The sequence below is a fragment of the Rhodovulum sp. P5 genome (assembly GCF_002079305.1).
Taxonomy (GTDB): Bacteria; Pseudomonadota; Alphaproteobacteria; order Rhodobacterales; family Rhodobacteraceae; genus Rhodovulum.
In genome coordinates this window covers 2250429-2266280 of record NZ_CP015039.1, presented here as the reverse complement: position 1 = coordinate 2266280, position 15852 = coordinate 2250429, and the positions used below count along the sequence as shown (strand labels likewise).

General features: G+C 65.8%; 16 protein-coding genes. 7 read left to right on the top strand and 9 right to left on the bottom strand.

Features of this window, described 5'->3' with window-relative positions; all coding sequences use genetic code 11:
• Positions 1-21: 21 nt before the first annotated feature.
• From RGUI_RS11040 to RGUI_RS11030, 3 genes are read right to left on the bottom strand one after another with little or no spacing between them, the layout of a single operon-like run.
• Positions 22-633 carry a LysE family translocator gene (locus RGUI_RS11040; protein WP_081533112.1) on the bottom strand — a complete coding sequence of 204 codons (612 nt, stop codon included), beginning with the start codon at positions 631-633 and terminating at the stop codon, positions 22-24.
• Entirely contained in the window at positions 630-1085 is a 456-nt protein-coding gene (locus RGUI_RS11035) for a GAF domain-containing protein (RefSeq protein WP_081533111.1), read from the bottom strand. Before RGUI_RS11035 ends, RGUI_RS11040 begins: the two co-directional genes overlap by 4 nt.
• A complete protein-coding gene (locus RGUI_RS11030) occupies positions 1082-2254 on the bottom strand; it encodes an acetyl-CoA C-acyltransferase (RefSeq protein ID WP_081536061.1) in 1173 nt (390 codons plus the stop codon). Before RGUI_RS11030 ends, RGUI_RS11035 begins: the two co-directional genes overlap by 4 nt.
• An 88-nt stretch (positions 2255-2342) precedes the next feature.
• Between RGUI_RS11030 and RGUI_RS11025 the strand changes: the two genes are divergently transcribed.
• The 3 genes from RGUI_RS11025 (at position 2343) to RGUI_RS11015 (ending at position 4944) form a co-directional block, all read left to right on the top strand.
• A complete protein-coding gene (locus RGUI_RS11025; protein WP_081533110.1) occupies positions 2343-2693 on the top strand; it encodes an STAS domain-containing protein in 351 nt (116 codons plus the stop codon).
• Positions 2694-2755: 62 nt separating this feature from the next.
• Positions 2756-3199, top strand: a complete 444-nt coding sequence (locus RGUI_RS11020; RefSeq protein WP_172841128.1) for an ATP-binding protein — start codon at positions 2756-2758, stop codon at positions 3197-3199.
• Positions 3200-3363: 164 nt separating this feature from the next.
• Positions 3364-4944 (top strand): gamma-glutamyltransferase family protein, encoded by a 1581-nt coding sequence (locus RGUI_RS11015; RefSeq protein ID WP_081533108.1) that lies wholly within the window; start codon positions 3364-3366, stop codon positions 4942-4944.
• A gap of 7 nt (positions 4945-4951) precedes the next feature.
• Here the strand turns inward: RGUI_RS11015 and hspQ are convergent, their stop codons facing one another.
• Positions 4952-5278, bottom strand: a complete 327-nt coding sequence (gene hspQ, locus RGUI_RS11010) for a heat shock protein HspQ (RefSeq protein ID WP_081533107.1) — start codon at positions 5276-5278, stop codon at positions 4952-4954.
• A gap of 206 nt (positions 5279-5484) precedes the next feature.
• On the opposite strand from hspQ, the gene RGUI_RS11005 reads away from it, so the two are divergent.
• Complete coding sequence (locus tag RGUI_RS11005) at positions 5485-6054, top strand: transglycosylase SLT domain-containing protein (protein WP_081533106.1); 570 nt, start codon at positions 5485-5487, stop codon at positions 6052-6054.
• Between the two features lie 3 nt (positions 6055-6057).
• Here RGUI_RS11005 and RGUI_RS11000 read toward each other — a convergent pair whose 3' ends face one another.
• Positions 6058-6660: an outer membrane lipoprotein carrier protein LolA gene (locus tag RGUI_RS11000; protein ID WP_081533105.1), complete on the bottom strand. Its 603-nt coding sequence runs from the start codon at positions 6658-6660 to the stop codon at positions 6058-6060.
• A gap of 164 nt (positions 6661-6824) precedes the next feature.
• On the opposite strand from RGUI_RS11000, the gene RGUI_RS10995 reads away from it, so the two are divergent.
• Entirely contained in the window at positions 6825-7778 is a 954-nt protein-coding gene (locus RGUI_RS10995; protein WP_081533104.1) for a hypothetical protein, read from the top strand.
• A gap of 11 nt (positions 7779-7789) precedes the next feature.
• On the opposite strand, the gene RGUI_RS10990 is transcribed toward RGUI_RS10995, so the two are convergent.
• The 4 genes from RGUI_RS10990 to RGUI_RS10975 form a co-directional block, all read right to left on the bottom strand.
• Positions 7790-8209 (bottom strand): PaaI family thioesterase, encoded by a 420-nt coding sequence (locus tag RGUI_RS10990; protein WP_081533103.1) that lies wholly within the window; start codon positions 8207-8209, stop codon positions 7790-7792.
• A gap of 10 nt (positions 8210-8219) precedes the next feature.
• Positions 8220-10958: a DNA translocase FtsK 4TM domain-containing protein gene (locus RGUI_RS10985; RefSeq protein WP_253798253.1), complete on the bottom strand. Its 2739-nt coding sequence runs from the start codon at positions 10956-10958 to the stop codon at positions 8220-8222.
• A gap of 28 nt (positions 10959-10986) precedes the next feature.
• Positions 10987-12168, bottom strand: coding sequence for an aminotransferase class I/II-fold pyridoxal phosphate-dependent enzyme (locus tag RGUI_RS10980; protein ID WP_081533101.1), 1182 nt, complete (start codon positions 12166-12168; stop codon positions 10987-10989).
• Between the two features lie 136 nt (positions 12169-12304).
• Positions 12305-13636: an amidase gene (locus tag RGUI_RS10975; protein ID WP_081533100.1), complete on the bottom strand. Its 1332-nt coding sequence runs from the start codon at positions 13634-13636 to the stop codon at positions 12305-12307.
• A gap of 52 nt (positions 13637-13688) precedes the next feature.
• Between RGUI_RS10975 and RGUI_RS10970 the strand changes: the two genes are divergently transcribed.
• Both RGUI_RS10970 and RGUI_RS10965 read left to right on the top strand, forming a co-directional pair.
• A complete protein-coding gene (locus RGUI_RS10970) occupies positions 13689-14951 on the top strand; it encodes an FAD-dependent monooxygenase (protein WP_081533099.1) in 1263 nt (420 codons plus the stop codon).
• A 250-nt stretch (positions 14952-15201) separates the two neighbouring features.
• Positions 15202-15846, top strand: a complete 645-nt coding sequence (locus tag RGUI_RS10965) for a VPLPA-CTERM sorting domain-containing protein (protein WP_081533098.1) — start codon at positions 15202-15204, stop codon at positions 15844-15846.
• Positions 15847-15852: the final 6 nt, after the last annotated feature.

Genomic DNA, 15852 nt, shown 5'->3' with positions numbered 1-15852 from the left:
GTTCGGACCCCTGCCGCAAGCCTAGGGCAGCGCCGAAAGGCCAAGAAGCCCCCCATAGAGGATGAAACACACCGCCAGCACCTGCCGCAGTCTTGTGTTCATCACCGCCCCCAGCGCCAGCCGGCCCAGCCATGCGCCAAGCGCGGTGTAGCTGGCATAGGACAGCGACGTCAGCGTCAGCGCGGTGGGAAAGATCGCCCACATCTGTCGACCGATGGGAATGTCGGGTTCCACGAACTGGGAAAAGGCGGCGAGATATCCGGCGATGCTTTTGGCGTTGACCGTGGCGATCAGGAAGGCCCGGGTATAGATCGACCGACCCGACGCCGCCTGTGGCGCGACGGCGACCGCGGCATTGCGCCAGCCGCGGATGCCCAGCCAGATCAGCACCGCCGCACCGCCGAGTTTCGCCCAGGCAAAGGCCGTGGGGCTCGCCGCGATCAGGGCGGTGATCCCGGCCGCCGACAGCGTCAGAAACAGGGTTGCCTGTGTCAGGATTCCCAAAACGCCCCAAAGCGCCCGGGGCAGGCCATGGGTCATGCCGTTCAGGATGCAGTTCACCGCATTGGGGCCCGGGGTCGTGACGAAGAGAACCCAGAAGATCGCGAAGACGGCCCAGCCCTGCGGGGTCATCGCGCAAAGGTCTGTTCAAGCAACGCGGCCAGCCCCGCCGCATCGGCCTGGTCGAACGCGGCCGGTTGGTCGCTGTCGATGTCCAGCACGCCTAGCAACACGCCCTCACGGTCCCACACGGGCAGCACGATTTCGGAGCGGGTCGAGGACGCGCAGGCAATATGGCCGGGGAACGCGTCGACATCGGCCACGATCTGCGTGACGCCGGTGCGGGCGGCCGCCCCGCAAACGCCCCGGTCGAACGGAATGGTCAGACAGCCATGGCCGCCCTGATAGGGGCCGATCTTCAGCAAGTCGGGGGCGGTGACACGATAGAAACCCGTCCAGTCGAACCGGTCATCGGCATGGTGCAGTTCGCAGGCCATGGTCGCCATCAGCGCCACCTGATCCGTCTCGCCCGTGGTGAGCGCGGCAAGGGTTTTCGACATCTCGGCGTAGTCGATGCGCCTCATGGCCGCTCGATGGCGATTGCGGTGCCTTCGCCGCCGCCGATACAGATCGCCGCAACGCCCCGTTTCAGGCCCCGCTTTTCCAGCGCGTTCAGCAGCGTGACGATGATCCGCGTGCCCGAGGCCCCGATCGGGTGACCCAGTGCGCAGGCGCCGCCGTTGACGTTCACCCGGTCGCGCGGCAGTCCCATTTCATGCATGAAGGCCATGGGGACCACGGCGAAAGCCTCGTTCACCTCCCACAGATCGACGTCGTCCTTGGACCAGCCGATCCTGGCCAGCAGCTTTTGGGCCGCCGGCACCGGCGCGGTGGTGAACCATCCCGGTGCCTGCGCATGGCTGGCATGGCCAAGGATGCGGGCGCGCACGGGCAGGCCGCGCGCCTCGGCCACCTCGCCGCGGGCAAGGATCACCGCCGCCGCCCCGTCTGAGATCGAGGACGAATTGGCCGGCGTCACCGTGCCATCCCTGCGAAAGGCGGGCTTGAGATGGGGGATCTTCTCGGGTCGCGCCTGCCCGGGCTGTTCGTCCTCTGCCACCACGGTGTCGCCCTTGCGCGTGGTCACGGTGACCGGGGCGATCTCACCCTCGAACGCGCCGGAGCTTTGCGCGGCAAGCGCGTTCGAGAGGGATCCCAGTGCGTAGTCGTCCTGCGCCTCTCGCGTAAACTGGAATGTCTCGGCGCAATCCTCGGCAAAGGTGCCCATCAGGCGGCCCTTGTCATACGCGTCCTCCAGCCCGTCGAGGAACATGTGGTCCAGTGCCTGACCATGGCCGATCCGCGCGCCGCCACGCATGTTGGGCAAGAGGTATGGTGCATTCGTCATGCTCTCCATCCCCCCGGCGCAGATCACGCCCGCCGCGCCCAAGGCCAACTGGTCATGGGCCATCATCGCCGTCTTCATGCCCGATCCGCACATCTTGTTGACGGTCGTGGCGGGTACGTCTTCCCCCAGCCCGGCGCTGAAACCGGCCTGTCGCGCCGGGGCCTGCCCCTGCCCCGCGGGCAGCACGCAGCCCATCAAAAGCTCGTCCACGGTCGCGACCCCGGCCCCGTCCATCGCGGCGCGGATGGCCGCGCCGCCCAAGGTTGGCGCCGGCACGGTCGCGAAAACGCCCTGAAATCCTCCCATCGGGGTCCGCGCGGCGCCACAGATCACGACCTTGTCCATCATATCCTCTCCCTTTCGCCAAGCATGGCTTACCGAATGGTAACGATTGCCGTCTAGCCTTTGAACCGAATTACAGGAGTCTGGCCGAATGAAACTGGAAACGGAACTGCGCGACGATGCGATTCATGTCATTGTCGCCGAAGCCCGGATCGACTCGGCGGTCGCAATCCGGTTCAAGGATTGCCTGCGCGAGGTGACCGATAACGGCCCGGCGCGCGTTGTGCTGAACCTGGGGAAAGTGGAATTCCTCGACAGCTCCGGCCTTGGCGCCGTTGTCGCGGTGATGAAACTGCTTGGTCCGGACCGCAAGCTGGAACTGTGCAGTCTGACCCCGAATGTCGACAAGGTGTTCCGGCTGACGCGCATGGACCGGGTCTTCACCATCCATCCCACCTGCGAGGCAGCCTTTCCGGCACAGGAACAACGGTCCATCGCATGATCGCCGCTGTCATCTGAAACGGTGACAGGTCTTCCCCTGAACACATGCAGGATCAGGCCACGATGTTACAATCCGCCGAAACGGCGCCCCTGATGGTCGAGGCGACCCCGCTTGGGGTGCGCGCGGCCCTTGCGGAGATGAAGGCGCGCTTCGGCACGCCGTTGCCCGAAAGCGCAAGCCTCGGCATGGCCGAGACCGTGTTGGCCGAGGTTCTGAACAACATCGTCGAACATGCCTATGGTCCGACCAGCCCCGGCCCGATCGAGTTGCGGATGCACCGCTCGGACCTGCGGCTGAGCATCGATGTGCGTGACTACGGTGTGCCGATGCCCGGTGAAAAGCTGCCCGAAGGTGGCTTGCCCGGGGACGATGTCCTGACCGAGGCACCGTCCGAAGGCGGCTATGGCTGGTTCCTGATCCGCTCCTTCGCGCGGAACATCGAATACCGGCGCGAGGGCGATCAGAACCGCCTGTCCTTCGTCGTTCCGCTGCAAGAAGAGCACTGACGCTTCGACACCCCGTTCAGGCAACGCGACAGGCCGCTGCGTCCCTTGCCGGCATCCGTGCGCGTCTGCCCACCCGGTGTCCTTCCATCCCCGAAAGACCGGTTTCGCCGTTGGCATGGCGGTCCTTGCGCCCTAGGCTTGCGCAGCGTTTTTCGGGAGGAAACATGCGCGATTTTCAGGTTCCCGGCCGGTCGGCCGTCTTCGCCACCAATGGCATCTGTGCCACGTCCCATCCGCTTGCGGCCAAGGTGGCCATCCAGATGCTGGAATCGGGGGGCAACGCCGTGGATGCGGCGATTGCCGGGGCGGTTCTGCTGGGCTTGTGCGAACCGCAGATGACCGGGCTTGGCGGCGACTGCTTCGTTCTGCTGAAACCCGGCGGAGAGGATCGCGTGATCGGCCTGAACGGGTCCGGCCGTGCGCCTGCCGGACTGGACGCCGCCGCGTTGCGGGCGCGGGGGCTGGACGTGATGCCAACGGCAACCGCCGATGCGGTCACCGTGCCCGGGGCTGTCGATGCCTTCTGCCGCTTGTCGAAAGAGTGGGGCCGTGCGGGGCTCGCCGCCAGCCTTGCGCCCGCGATCCACTATGCCGAGGCCGGTATCCCCGTTGCGCCCCGCGCGGCCTTTGACTGGGGGAAAAGCGCGGATCACCTGCAGGGCGCGGCGCGCGATTTCTACCTTTTGGGGGGCAAGGCCCCGCAGCCGGGGCAGGTCTTCCGCGCGCCGAAACAGGCAGAGGTTTTGCGCCGGATCGCGATGGACGGCCGCGCGGGCTTCTACGAGGGCGAGGTGGCCGAGGATATGGTCGCCTCTCTCAACGCGCTGGGCGGCACCCATACGATGGAGGATTTCGCGGCCACCGCCTGCACCTGGACCGACCCGGTCAGCGGCCATTACAAGGGCGTGGACCTGGTGGAGCATCCGCCCAACGGGCAGGGGGCCACGGCGATCCTGATGGCCAACATCCTGTCCCATTTCGACCTGCCGGGGTTGGACCCGCTGGGGGCAGAGCGCGCGCATCTGGAGGCCGAGGCCGCGAAACTGGCCTATGACGCGCGCAACCGCTTTGTCGCCGATGCCGACCATATCACCCGGCTGGATCACATGCTGGCGCCCGAGACCGCCGAACGGCTGGCGGCCCTGATCGACCCGGCCCGCGCGATGGACAGCCCCGCCGCCCTGTCAGAGGCCGTGCACCGGGAAACCATCTATATCACCGTGGTCGACCGGGACCGGATGGCGGTATCGCTGATCTATTCGATCTTCCACAGCTTCGGCTCGGGGCTCGCTTCGTCGAAATTCGGGATCAACTTCCAGAACCGCGGCGCCGGGTTCAGCCTGACCGAGGGGCATGTGAACGAGGCCGCGGGCGGCAAGCGGCCCATGCACACGATCATCCCGGCGATGCTGAAGAAAGACGGCAAGGTCATCATGCCCTTCGGCGTGATGGGCGGGGCGTACCAACCCAACGGGCATGTGCGCGTGCTGACCAACCTGATCGACTATGACATGAACCCGCAACAGGCGCTGGACGCTCCGCGGAGTTTTTCCGACGCCGGCACGATGCTGGTGGAACGCGGCTATCGGGACGATGTCCGCTCGACCTTGGCCGGGATGGGCCACGATGTTGCGATCCCCGATCTGCCCATCGGCGGCGCGCAGGCGATCCTGATCGACCCGGAAACGGGGGTGTTGCAGGGGGCGTCCGACCCGCGGAAGGACGGCTGCGCGCTGGGCTACTGACCGGCGGTCAGTTCAACTGGAACTGGAGCGGATAGGTGCCGTCTTCGAAATCGCCGAAGAGATCGGGAAGGTCGGGGTGATCCACCGGTTCCCCGGTCTCGTCGGGGATCAGGTTCTGTTCCGACACGTAAGCGATGTAATAGCTTTCGTCGTTCTCGGCGAGCAGGTGATAGAACGGCTGATCCTTACGCGGCCGCACATCCTCTGGAATCGAGTCGTACCAGTCCTGCGTGTTCGAGAACATGGCGTCCACGTCGAAGATCACCCCCCGAAAGGGATGTTTCCGGTGACGAACCACCTGACCGATATGATATTTTGCCTGCGCTGTCCGCATGCCTTCAAATCCCCCACCTCAGCACCCTAAGGCCCATGTAGCGGAGATGTCTATGCGGCACGTGGATTTTCGGGGAAACAGAGTGTGAACCCCGCCCATACAGTGCCGGACTTCGCGCCATTCTGGCGGGAAAGGCGGCGTTTTTCGTTTATTCGCGCGGGATTTTCCCCTATCCTGCCCGTAATCAAAAAGAACGATCCGGGCAGATGAGCAGGTACCTGTTGATAGCATCGCTGCTGTTGCTTGCCGCATGCGGCGGCGGCTCTGCGCCGCGCAATCTGGACAATGCCTGTGCCATCGCGTCGGACAAGCCCGGTTACATGCGGGCGATGAAAAGGTCCGAACGGCGCTGGGGTGTGCCGGTGCATGTGCAGATGGCGGTGATCCACCAGGAAAGCAAATTCGACCGCAAGGCGCGCACGCCCTACCGGTTCGTTCTGGGTGTCATCCCGATGGGGCGGCAAAGTTCGGCCTATGGCTATGCGCAGGTGATCGACAGCACCTGGGACGACTACCGCAAGGCAACGAAGAACCGCGGCGCCAGCCGAACCAATTTCAAGGACGCGACCGATTTCATGGGCTGGTACATGACAAAGTCGCGGGACAAGCTGGGCATCCCGCTCAGCGATGCGCGCAACCAGTATCTGGCCTATCATGAGGGGCAGGCGGGCTATGCCCGGGGCAGCCATTATGGCAAGTCGTGGCTTCTTGCGGTGGCCGACCGTGTGGCGTTGCGGGCGCAGGCCTACAAGGCGCAATTGGTCCGGTGCCGCTGATCGTCAGTTGCCCCCGGATCGCCGGTTGCTTTCCAGAATGATGCTGAACAGGCTTGCGGGCAGCGTCAGGCCGGTCTGCATGTCCCCCAGAACCACCTTGGTCGCGTTGCCCACCTCGTCTGTGATGATCCACTCTCGCAGGGCCACGGGGTTGTCGGTAAAGATCAGAGCGATCGTGCCATAGTCGGGATGCGCGGGATCCTGCGCCACGACACGGGTAAAGCCGTCATAGGAATCATGGCCCACGATCATGCCGGACCGGCCGAGATCCACATTCTTGTCGAGGATCAGGCTCAGCGGCGTTTTCGAAAGGGGGTATTGTTCCGGCCCCTGGTTCGAGGCGTCGTCGAAAATCGCGACCTGTCCGCCCCCGGCGATCACCAGCGCCTTGTTCGGCCGGTCATAGTCGAACCGCGCCCGCCCCGGCCGTTTGATCGACAACTCCCCGGTGGAAATCGACCCGTCGGCATTGATCTGCCGGAACTCGGCCTGCGCCGTGGTGATCCCGTTGAGATAGGCCGACAGGCGCGACAGCGAAATCGGATCCGACAGGGCCGGGGCGGAGGACAGACACAGGGCGGCAAGGGCAAGGCGAAACGCTTTCATGCCATCAACCTAGAGATCTTTGCGGCGGCCTGCACCTGCTATCGGCTCACGAAGCGGTGCGCCCGTCGGGCCCCACCGGCAAAAGGCCGCGGCCTGTCCACTGGCGGAATTGACGAGGGTCACGCAATCTGACAAGCGAGACGGCAGGCCGGGGCGGGACACATATGCAAGAAAAACCACTCTCTCGTCAGGAACTGGAGCTTCTGACGCTCGTGAACCAGCTTCACGAGGAAAAAGGACCATTCGAACGGGACTTTCTGTCGGTTCGGGCCAAGGGGCTCGGGCTGGAATTTCCACGTGCGTTCAGGGCGTTGAAGGATCGCGGCCTGATCGAGGAGCGGGAGCGCCGCCCGGTTCTTGTGATGCGCCTGTTCGGCAGCAAGCCGAAGCTTCTGCTGCGCCCGAGCGACAAGGCGGCGGGTGCCCTCCGCGCGGCCCCGGCGGCTGAACCGGCCAAGGTGCCGGCCGCCCCGGCCAAGGCGGAGGTCAATCCAGAGCCCGCCAAGGCCGAGCCGCCCGCGCCTGCGCACCCCGAGCCACCGAAGCCCGCGTCGGAACCCGGCCCCGCCGCGCCGAAGCCTGCGCCAAAGGTCATGCCCGGCCCCGCTACGGCGGCCCGACCGCCGGTTGCGCTGACCGCCGATGACGACGATGTCGCGGTCGACGAAGACACCGTGCCGCTGGCCAGCGCGCTGGACCCCGAAACCGTCGACGAAGTGCGTGAACTGGTCGCCGGGATGGGGATGGAACTGACCTTCGCGGGCGAGGCGCTGATGGGCCAACTGGTCGCCAAGGGGGCCCAGCTTGGCGATGCGCTGTCGCAGATGCTGTTGATCTCGTTCGCCCATGCGGTGCAGGAGGATGAAACCTCCGGCGGCAAGCTGATGTCCCTTGGCCTGCGCGACTATGTGGTCGAGGTCATGCAGGAGGTCGAAAAGCTGCGCGATGCGGGCTTCGTCGGCGATGCGCGGTTCGAGGAAGACATGCGCCGGCTGTGGTCCATGTTCGATGGGGACGACCGGATGCAGATCGCCAGCACGCTTTTGTCCGATCCCATCGCCGGTGTCACGCCGCCCGCGCTTTTGCCCGAGGATCTGCGCCCGTTCGAAGAGACCTGACCGGGCGCGCGCTATTCCGGCGCGCCGCGCAGGATCATCTGGGTCTGCGTGACAAGCGCGGCCAGTTTGCCGTCGCCGCGGGTGATCTTCGTCTGCCAGACCATCGTTGTCCGCCCGCGATGCAGCGGCGTGGTTTCGGCCAGTGCCGTGTCGCCCAGGCGAACCGGGCGGAAGAAGTTGGTCTTGCTTTCCATCGTCGCGGTTCCTTCGCCTTCGCCGATGTTCAGGAAGGTCGCGGTGCCGCCCAGATTGTCGGCCAGCGCCATCACCGCGCCGCCATGCAGGGTGCCGTTGCGGTTGGTCAGGGCCTCGGTGACCTCAAGCGCGGCCTCTACCCGGTCGGGCGTGGCCGAGAGGATGCGCAAACCCAGAAGCCGGGCAAAGGGTGGCTGCGCGGCGGCAATCTGGTCGATGCGGTCGTGATCGGTCATGCTGGCCGGCCTATGCCTGTTCCGGCACGAGGATCTCGCGCTTGCCCACATGGTTCGCGGGGCTGACGACGCCCTCGTCCTCCATCTGCTCGACCAGACGCGCGGCCTTGTTATAGCCGATGGCGAGCTTGCGCTGGATGTAGGAGGTGGAGCATTTCCGGTCCTTGATGACGATGGCCACCGCCTGATCGTAAAGCGCGTCTTCCCCGTTGGTGTTGCCGCCAAGGCCCAGCACCAGATCGATATCGCTTTCCTTGTCCTCGTCGGGGCCTTCGACCACGCCGCCGACATAGTCGGGCGGGCCATAGGCTTTCAGATAGTTCACGATCTCCTCGACCTCTTCGTCGCTGACGAAGGGGCCATGCACGCGGGCGATCCGACCGCCACCGGCCATGTAAAGCATGTCGCCCATGCCCAGAAGCTGTTCGGCCCCCTGTTCGCCAAGGATCGTGCGGCTGTCGATCTTGCCGGTCACCTGGAACGAAATCCGGGTGGGGAAGTTCGCCTTGATCGTGCCGGTGATGACATCGACCGACGGGCGCTGGGTGGCCATGATCAGGTGAATGCCGCTTGCCCGCGCCATCTGGGCCAGCCGCTGGATGCAGGCCTCGATCTCTTTGCCGGCGACCATCATCAGGTCGGCCATCTCGTCCACGATCACCACGATATAGGGCAGGGTTTCGGGCAGGAATTCCTCTGTCTCATAGACAGGTTCGCCGGTTTCGTCGTCGAAACCGGTCTGCACCGTGCGCCGGAACATCTCGTCCTTCGACAGGGCGTCGCGCACGCGGCCGTTATAGCCCTCGATATTGCGCACGCCCATCTTGGACATCTTGCGATAGCGTTCCTCCATCTCGCCCACGACCCATTTCAGGGCGACGACGGCCTTTTTCGGGTCGGTGACGACGGGGGACAGAAGATGCGGGATGCCGTCATAGACGGACAGTTCCAGCATCTTGGGGTCGATCATGATCAGCCGGCATTCGTCGGGCGTCAGCTTGTAAAGCAGGCTCAGGATCATGGTGTTGATCGCGACCGACTTGCCCGAACCGGTGGTCCCCGCGATCAGAAGGTGGGGCATCTTGGCAAGGTTCGCCACGACCGGCTCCCCCCCGATATCCTTGCCCAGTGCCAGGGGCAGGCGCATCTTGGAATCGCCGAAATCGCGGGACGACAGGATTTCGCGCAAGACCACCATCTCACGATTGGTGTTGGGCAGTTCGATGCCGATCACGCTGCGCCCGGGTACGGTCGAGACACGCGCCGACAGCGCCGACATCGACCGCGCGATATCGTCGGCCAGACCGATCACCCGGCTGGCCTTCAGCCCCGGCGCCGGTTCCAGTTCGTACATGGTCACCACGGGGCCCGGGCGGACCGAGACGATTTCGCCCTTCACGCCATAGTCGTCGAGGACGTTTTCCAGCATCCGCGCGTTTTCCGACAACGCCTCGTCGGACAGATACAACCGCTCGATCTGGTCGGGGTTGGTCAAGAGCGACAGGGGCGGATGTTCGTATTGGGCCCCCTGATCGTCGAATTGCAGGGCCGGTTGCGCCTCTTCCCGCGCGCGGCGAGAGGGTTGAACGCTCTTGCGCGGGGGGTGCTGCACGACCTGCCGCGGCTCGGCCTTCGGCAGGACGGGGCCGCGGGTCACCTCGATCGGGTCGGGCGCGTCGAAATCGTCCATGTCGTCGAAGTCGCCGGTAAACGTGTCTTCGGGCAGTGCCTCACCGGGGGCCGGGGGAACGACCAGCGGGGCGGCGCCGCGCACCACGGGCGGTTCGGTGCGCAGCGGCGCGTGGCCCTCCGGTGTCCGCTTGCGAATGACGTCGGCGATGCGGGCCTTGATCCGTTCCTCGGACATCGGGGCGAGTGCGCTGTCGTCCACGTCGCAGGCCGTTTCCACCAGTTCCGGTGCCGGGTCGGGGTCCGGGGTGCGCCGCGCGATGTTGGCCACGCGGGCCAGAAGGCCGGGCAGCGCGCGCGGCGGCGTTTCTTCGATCACGAAGTCTTCGGGCGCTGTGACCGCGGGTTCGGCCCGGTGCATGCGGGGTTCGGCTGCCGCCTGTCTGGCCTCGCCCATCCGCTTGCGGCCTTCAACAGCGCCCCGCGCCGTCCGCCCGGCGATATGGCGCAGGCCCACATAGCTCAGCACCACGCCCAGCAACATGTAGCGGCCGAAATTGCGCAGTTCTGCCCGGTCGAAACCGAGGGTAAAAAGCCCCAGCGCCAGCGTGGCCAGCCAGACAAGGCCCGCAACGATCCGAAGGCCCAGCAGAGTGTCGACCGGCAGGATGCCCAGAAGCGCCCCCAGAACCGTATCGCCAAAGAGCCCACCCATGCCGAAGGTTTGCCCCCAGCCCGGCGGTGGCACATGGCTTGCCGCGTAGACAGAGGCCAGCGCGATGACGATCGGCGCCATGACCAGCCGCCCCAACGCCCGGTCCGCGCCGATATGGGTGACCAGACGCAGGCCCCAGACTGCGGGCAGCACGACAAAACCCCACGCCCCCCAGCCGATGATGATGATCAGCGGTGCCGCGATGGAGGCGCCGAACCGGCCCAGAACATTTTCCGAGGGGCCTTCGGTGGCCGAGAACCAGCTTGGATCCTCCGGCACATAGGACACCAGCACCAGCCCGATGAAGAACGCCAGCCCCAGCAGGGCGAAGCCCAGCAGTTCCTTCCCGCGCCGTTCGATCATCGCCTGCATTTCGGAATCAAGCAGCGGCTCGCGGCCTCTCATCTGGTACAGTGCCATTGCCTGTTCATCCTCAACCGTAAAGACATTTGCGCAGCCGCGTCAGACCGTGGCGCAGTTCGTCCCGCGGGGCGACCATCGCCACGCGGATATAGCCCGCCCCCGGATTGTGCCCGTCCACGTCGCGGGACAGATAGGCGCCGGGAAGCACCCGCACGCCCGTCAGCCGCCAGAGCTTCAGGGCGGCCTCTTCACCGTCGGCCACCGGCAGCCACAGGAAGAACCCCGCCTGCGGCGCGTGATAGCCGGGGAGGTCGCCGAAGATCTCGTCCGCGATGGCGTATTTCTCGACGTACAGCGCGCGGCTGTCATCGACGTGCTTTTCATCGGCCCAGACCTTTTCGGCCACCCGTTGCAGGGGCAGCGGCATCGGCGCGCCGGCATAGGCGCGCAATTGCTTGATCCGGCGGAGCGACTCCGGCCCGCCCGCGACAAAGCCAGAGCGCAGGCCCGGAAGGTTCGACCGCTTGGACAGGGAATGGAACGCCAGCACCCGTTCGGGGTCGGTGCCGATGCTGCGGGCGACTTCCAGCGCGCCGGGGGGCGGGGTGCCGCGATAGACCTCTGAATAGCATTCGTCGGCGAAAATCTGGAAATCGTGCTTTTCGGCCAGACGGCAAAGATCGGCCCAGTATCCTGCGTCGGCCACAGCCCCCTGCGGGTTGGAGGGTGAGCAGAGATAGGCGATGGCGACACGGTCCAGAATGTCGGCCGGCAGTGCGGCGAAGTCGGGCAGGAACCCGGTTTCGGCCGTGGCCGGCACATAGACCGGCTCGGCCGCTGCGGCCAGCGCCGCCACGGCATAGACCTGATAGAACGGGTTCGGGGTCAGGATGACCGGCCGCTTGCCTGCCTTTTTCTCTGGGCAGAGCGCAAGGGCGGCGTTGAACAACCCCTCCCGCGTGCCGTTCAGAACGGCAATGTGGCTGTCGGGTTCCAGCATGACGCCATAGCGCCGCGCCACCCAGTCGGCGATGGCCGTGCGCAGTTCGGGCGTGCCGTCATTCGGCGGGTACTTTCCGAATTCGTGAATGTGCTTGGCAATGACGCCCGCAACCCAGTCGGGGAAGGCGTGTTGCGGCTCCCCGATGGTCATATGCAACGGCGCACCACCGGGGCCGTGGCCGTCAAGAAGACGCCGCAGCCTTGGAAATGCGTATTCTGGCAGGTTCGAAAACCGCTCGGGAAAGGTCATGGACCCCTGTCTTTTGCCTGTCATGCCTCGGGTCGGGCCGTCTTGCGCAGCCCGTTTGGGATCAGGATACCGGGCAAAGCCCGCAGGGTCCAGAAACCGGCGGAATTCCGCGCCTTGCGGCACGGCATTGTGGCATTTAGGCCAGCGCGGCCTCTGCCGCCCGGCCCAGCCGCAGCAGCCGTTCCTCCGACATCGGCGGCCCCATCAGCGAGATCCCGGTAGAGGCAAGCCCCGTGGGCAGTGTCAGCACCGCGCCCCCCATCAGGTTGCCGATGCGGGTATTGCGCAAGGTCAGCAGATTCTCGGACAGAAAGAAATCGGCATCCGCCAGCAGCCGGTCGACATTGGGCGGCAGGATCGGGCAGGTGGGCACCAGAACCGCGTCGAACCCGGCGGTCCGCGCGGCCCAGCGGTCGCGGCACGCGTCCAGCATCTGCCACGCGGCCACGTAGTCAGCACCGGAATATTCCGCCCCGCCGCGGAACCGTTTCAGAACCTCGGAATACATCTTCTCCGGCTCCGCCTCGATCGCATCGCGCCATGTCGCATAGGCCTCGGTCGCGTAAAGGACGCCCGACAGTGCCATAGCGTCTGCCACCTCCTCGGCCTCGGCCCAGACTAGGGTGGCCCCAGCCGCCGCCAGCCGTTCCAGCGCATGGTCGAACCCCGCGCGCGGTTCGTTGCGCAGACCGTCCAGCGCGACGGTTTCCAGAACCAACAGGCGGGTGCCTTTCAGGCTGGCGCCGCGCAGATCGGCAGGTGTGCCGCCCTCCAATGCCGCCAGGATCAGGGCGGCATCCTCCACCGTGCGGCACAAGGGGCCGACCGTGTCGAATTTCGGCGCCAAGGGCACGACACCTTTCAGAGACAACCGCCCCGATGTGGTCTTCAGCCCCACAAGATCGTTCCAGCAGGATGGCACCCGCACCGATCCGCCAGTGTCGGAGCCGATTCCCGCCGGGGCAAGCCCGAATGCGACCGACGTCGCCGCGCCCGAGGACGACCCGCCCGGCGCCCCCTGCGGGTCGTTGATGCACGGTGGCGTTGCGGTGACCGGGTTCACGCCAAGGCCGGAAAAGGCCAGTTCCGTCATATGGGTCTTGCCCAGACAGACCAGCCCCGAGGCCGTCGCATTGCGCAGCACCTGCGCATCGTGGTCCGGCACGCGGCCGGCCAGCAGGGCGCTGCCAGCCTCCGTTGCCACGCCGGCGGTGTCGAACAGGTCTTTCCACGAGACCGGCACCCCGTCGAGCGGCCCAAGCCGATGCCCGGTTTTGGCCCGGTCGCGGGCGGCCTCGGCCTCTGCCAGCGCGCGATGTTCGGTCAGCCGGGCATAGATGACGTCGCGGTGCGGATGCGTACGGATCGCATCCAGAAACGCGGCGGTCAGCTCCATCGGGTCGATCTCGCCCGCGCCGATGCCCCGGCCCAGATCGGCCGCGCTCATGTTCCGCCAGTCCGCCGCCATGTCTGCCTCCGCGAAAAATCACTCAAGGGCGAAGCTAGCGGGCCTCTGCCTTATGGACAATCCTGTGCCTGCGTCCATATTGCGGCACATGAGTTTCGATTCAGACATTCTGGTTGTGGGCGGCGGGCTGAACGGGCCGGCCCTTGCCCTTGCACTGGCCGGTAACGGGCTGTCGGTCACCGTTATCGACGCGCTTCCGGCCCCGGCCCGGGCCGAGTCAGGCTTTGACGGGCGCGCCTATGCGCTGGCGCTGGCCTCGACTCAACTGCTGAAAGCCATAGGCATCTGGCAGACGGTCGGTCACCAAAGCCAGCCGATCCTTGAAATCGTCGCCTCTGACGGCCGCGCGGGCGAAGGGCCTGCGCCCTTCTTCCTCGATTTCCACCATGGTGAGATCGAGGAAGGCCCGATGGGCTACATGCTGGAAGACCGGTACCTGCGCGGCGCGTTTCTGGACGCGATGGCGGCAGAAGCGGCGATCACCACCTTGTCCGAAGAACGAGTCGTCGCGCAGGAGGCGGATGCCACCGGGGTGACGGTCACGCTGGCCTCTGGCAAGACGTTGCGGGGGCGCGTCCTGGTGGGCTGCGACGGGCGCCGGTCGGGCACCTGTGAACGCGCGGGCATCAAGCGGACGGGCTGGGACTACGGCCAGACGGCACTGGTCTGCGCCATCGCCCATGACAAACCCCACAACGGCACCGCGCATCAGTTCTTCATGCCGCCCGGGCCGCTGGCGATCCTGCCGCTGCCGGGCAACCGGTCGTCGATCGTGTGGAGCGAGAGCCACAAGAACGCCGCCCGGATCCAGTCCCTGGACGATGCGGCCTATCTGACGGCGCTGCGGCCCTGTTTTGGCGATTTCCTGGGGCAAATCCGGCTGGAAGGCGCGCGCTTCACCTATCCGCTGAACCTGACGCTGGCCAATGCCTTCGTCGCGCCGCGCGTGGCGCTTTTGGGTGATGCGGCCCACGGCGTGCATCCAATCGCGGGGCAGGGGCTGAACCTCGGCCTGCGCGATGTCGGCGCATTGGCGCAGGTGCTGGTGGAGGCCAAGCGCCGGGGCGAGGATATCGGGGCCATCGACGTTCTGGAACGCTACCAGACATGGCGCCGGTTCGACACGGCGCTGATGGCCGTGGGCACCGATGCGGTGAACACGCTTTTCTCGAACGACAATCCGGTTCTGCGGCTGGGGCGTGATCTGGGCATGGGCGCGGTTCAGGCGCTGCCGGGCCTGCGCCGCCGTTTCATTCGTGAGGCCGCGGGGCTGTCCGGCGATCTGCCGCGGCTGATGACGGGGCGGCCGTTGTAGGGATCGGCCCGGCCACGGATATCAGGGCCACAGACGCAGCCTGAACAATCGGCGATTTCCGACATTATTGTTTCGGCCGCATTCAACGCCGGTGCATCAAACATCTTGGCAAAACCTCGTCGGGCGCGATTTCGGGCCCAATGGGGCAGGAATCTGTGCCGAACGGCGCCTTGGTGTTAGGCAGAGGGTCCGGGCTTTGATATGATGCGTTGAGTCCGGAAATGCCCAACGGATTTTCAAGGAGTATGGTATGATGAATCTCAAGTTTATTGCCATTGCGGGTGCGACCGCGCTTTTGGCGTCCAGTCCGCTTTCGGCTGCCACTTTCACCGGCGAATTCTGGGACGCCAACACTGGCCTGTCGTCGATTGCCGGCGCCGAGGCGGTGATCGCGGGCGGCGCGGCAACCGCGACGTTCGACGCGGCGTTTATCGATTTCCCGAACGGCTCCACCGACACCTACGGCGATGGTACGCTGCTCTCCACCTTCCTTGGGGGCTACGCGTCGAACCTGTCGGGTGGGGACACGTCCACCCTGACCTACTCGGTCTTCCGCTTCACCGGCTATATCGATCTGGCAGCGGGTTCGAACATCTTCGCGGTTGGGTCCGATGACGGGTTCGTCTTGCGCATGAACGGCGACACCGTTGCCAGCTATGACGGCAACCGGTCGTTCGCGACAACGACCGTGACCTCTGATGAGGGGACGGGCCCGACGGCGTTTGAACTGATCTACTGGGAAAACGGCGGCGTGACCGGTGTCGAATTCTACGTCGATGGCGAGCTTGCCGCGCCGGTCGACGGCATGGCTGCGGTGCCGGTGCCCGCGACCCTGCCGTTGCTGGCAGCCGGTCTGGGCGGTCTGGCTGTCCTGCGCCGTCGCCGGAAGGCCTGATTTACC

What these genes read in the sequence shown, in the direction of transcription:
- RGUI_RS11040 (WP_081533112.1), bottom strand. Translation starts at nt 633, where the DNA reads ATGACCCCGCAGGGCTGGGCCGTCTTCGCGATCTTCTGGGTTCTCTTC.
- RGUI_RS10980 (WP_081533101.1), bottom strand. Translation starts at nt 12,168, where the DNA reads ATGACCTTTCCCGAGCGGTTTTCGAACCTGCCAGAATACGCATTTCCA.
- RGUI_RS10970 (WP_081533099.1), top strand. Translation starts at nt 13,689, where the DNA reads ATGGACAATCCTGTGCCTGCGTCCATATTGCGGCACATGAGTTTCGAT.
- RGUI_RS11015 (WP_081533108.1), top strand. Translation starts at nt 3,364, where the DNA reads ATGCGCGATTTTCAGGTTCCCGGCCGGTCGGCCGTCTTCGCCACCAAT.
- RGUI_RS11030 (WP_081536061.1), bottom strand. Translation starts at nt 2,254, where the DNA reads ATGGACAAGGTCGTGATCTGTGGCGCCGCGCGGACCCCGATGGGAGGA.
- RGUI_RS11005 (WP_081533106.1), top strand. Translation starts at nt 5,485, where the DNA reads ATGAGCAGGTACCTGTTGATAGCATCGCTGCTGTTGCTTGCCGCATGC.
- RGUI_RS10975 (WP_081533100.1), bottom strand. Translation starts at nt 13,636, where the DNA reads ATGGCGGCGGACTGGCGGAACATGAGCGCGGCCGATCTGGGCCGGGGC.
- RGUI_RS11020 (WP_172841128.1), top strand. Translation starts at nt 2,756, where the DNA reads ATGTTACAATCCGCCGAAACGGCGCCCCTGATGGTCGAGGCGACCCCG.
- RGUI_RS10965 (WP_081533098.1), top strand. Translation starts at nt 15,202, where the DNA reads ATGATGAATCTCAAGTTTATTGCCATTGCGGGTGCGACCGCGCTTTTG.
- RGUI_RS11025 (WP_081533110.1), top strand. Translation starts at nt 2,343, where the DNA reads ATGAAACTGGAAACGGAACTGCGCGACGATGCGATTCATGTCATTGTC.
- RGUI_RS10990 (WP_081533103.1), bottom strand. Translation starts at nt 8,209, where the DNA reads ATGACCGATCACGACCGCATCGACCAGATTGCCGCCGCGCAGCCACCC.
- hspQ (WP_081533107.1), bottom strand. Translation starts at nt 5,278, where the DNA reads ATGCGGACAGCGCAGGCAAAATATCATATCGGTCAGGTGGTTCGTCAC.
- RGUI_RS11035 (WP_081533111.1), bottom strand. Translation starts at nt 1,085, where the DNA reads ATGAGGCGCATCGACTACGCCGAGATGTCGAAAACCCTTGCCGCGCTC.
- RGUI_RS10995 (WP_081533104.1), top strand. Translation starts at nt 6,825, where the DNA reads ATGCAAGAAAAACCACTCTCTCGTCAGGAACTGGAGCTTCTGACGCTC.
- RGUI_RS10985 (WP_253798253.1), bottom strand. Translation starts at nt 10,958, where the DNA reads ATGAGAGGCCGCGAGCCGCTGCTTGATTCCGAAATGCAGGCGATGATC.
- RGUI_RS11000 (WP_081533105.1), bottom strand. Translation starts at nt 6,660, where the DNA reads ATGAAAGCGTTTCGCCTTGCCCTTGCCGCCCTGTGTCTGTCCTCCGCC.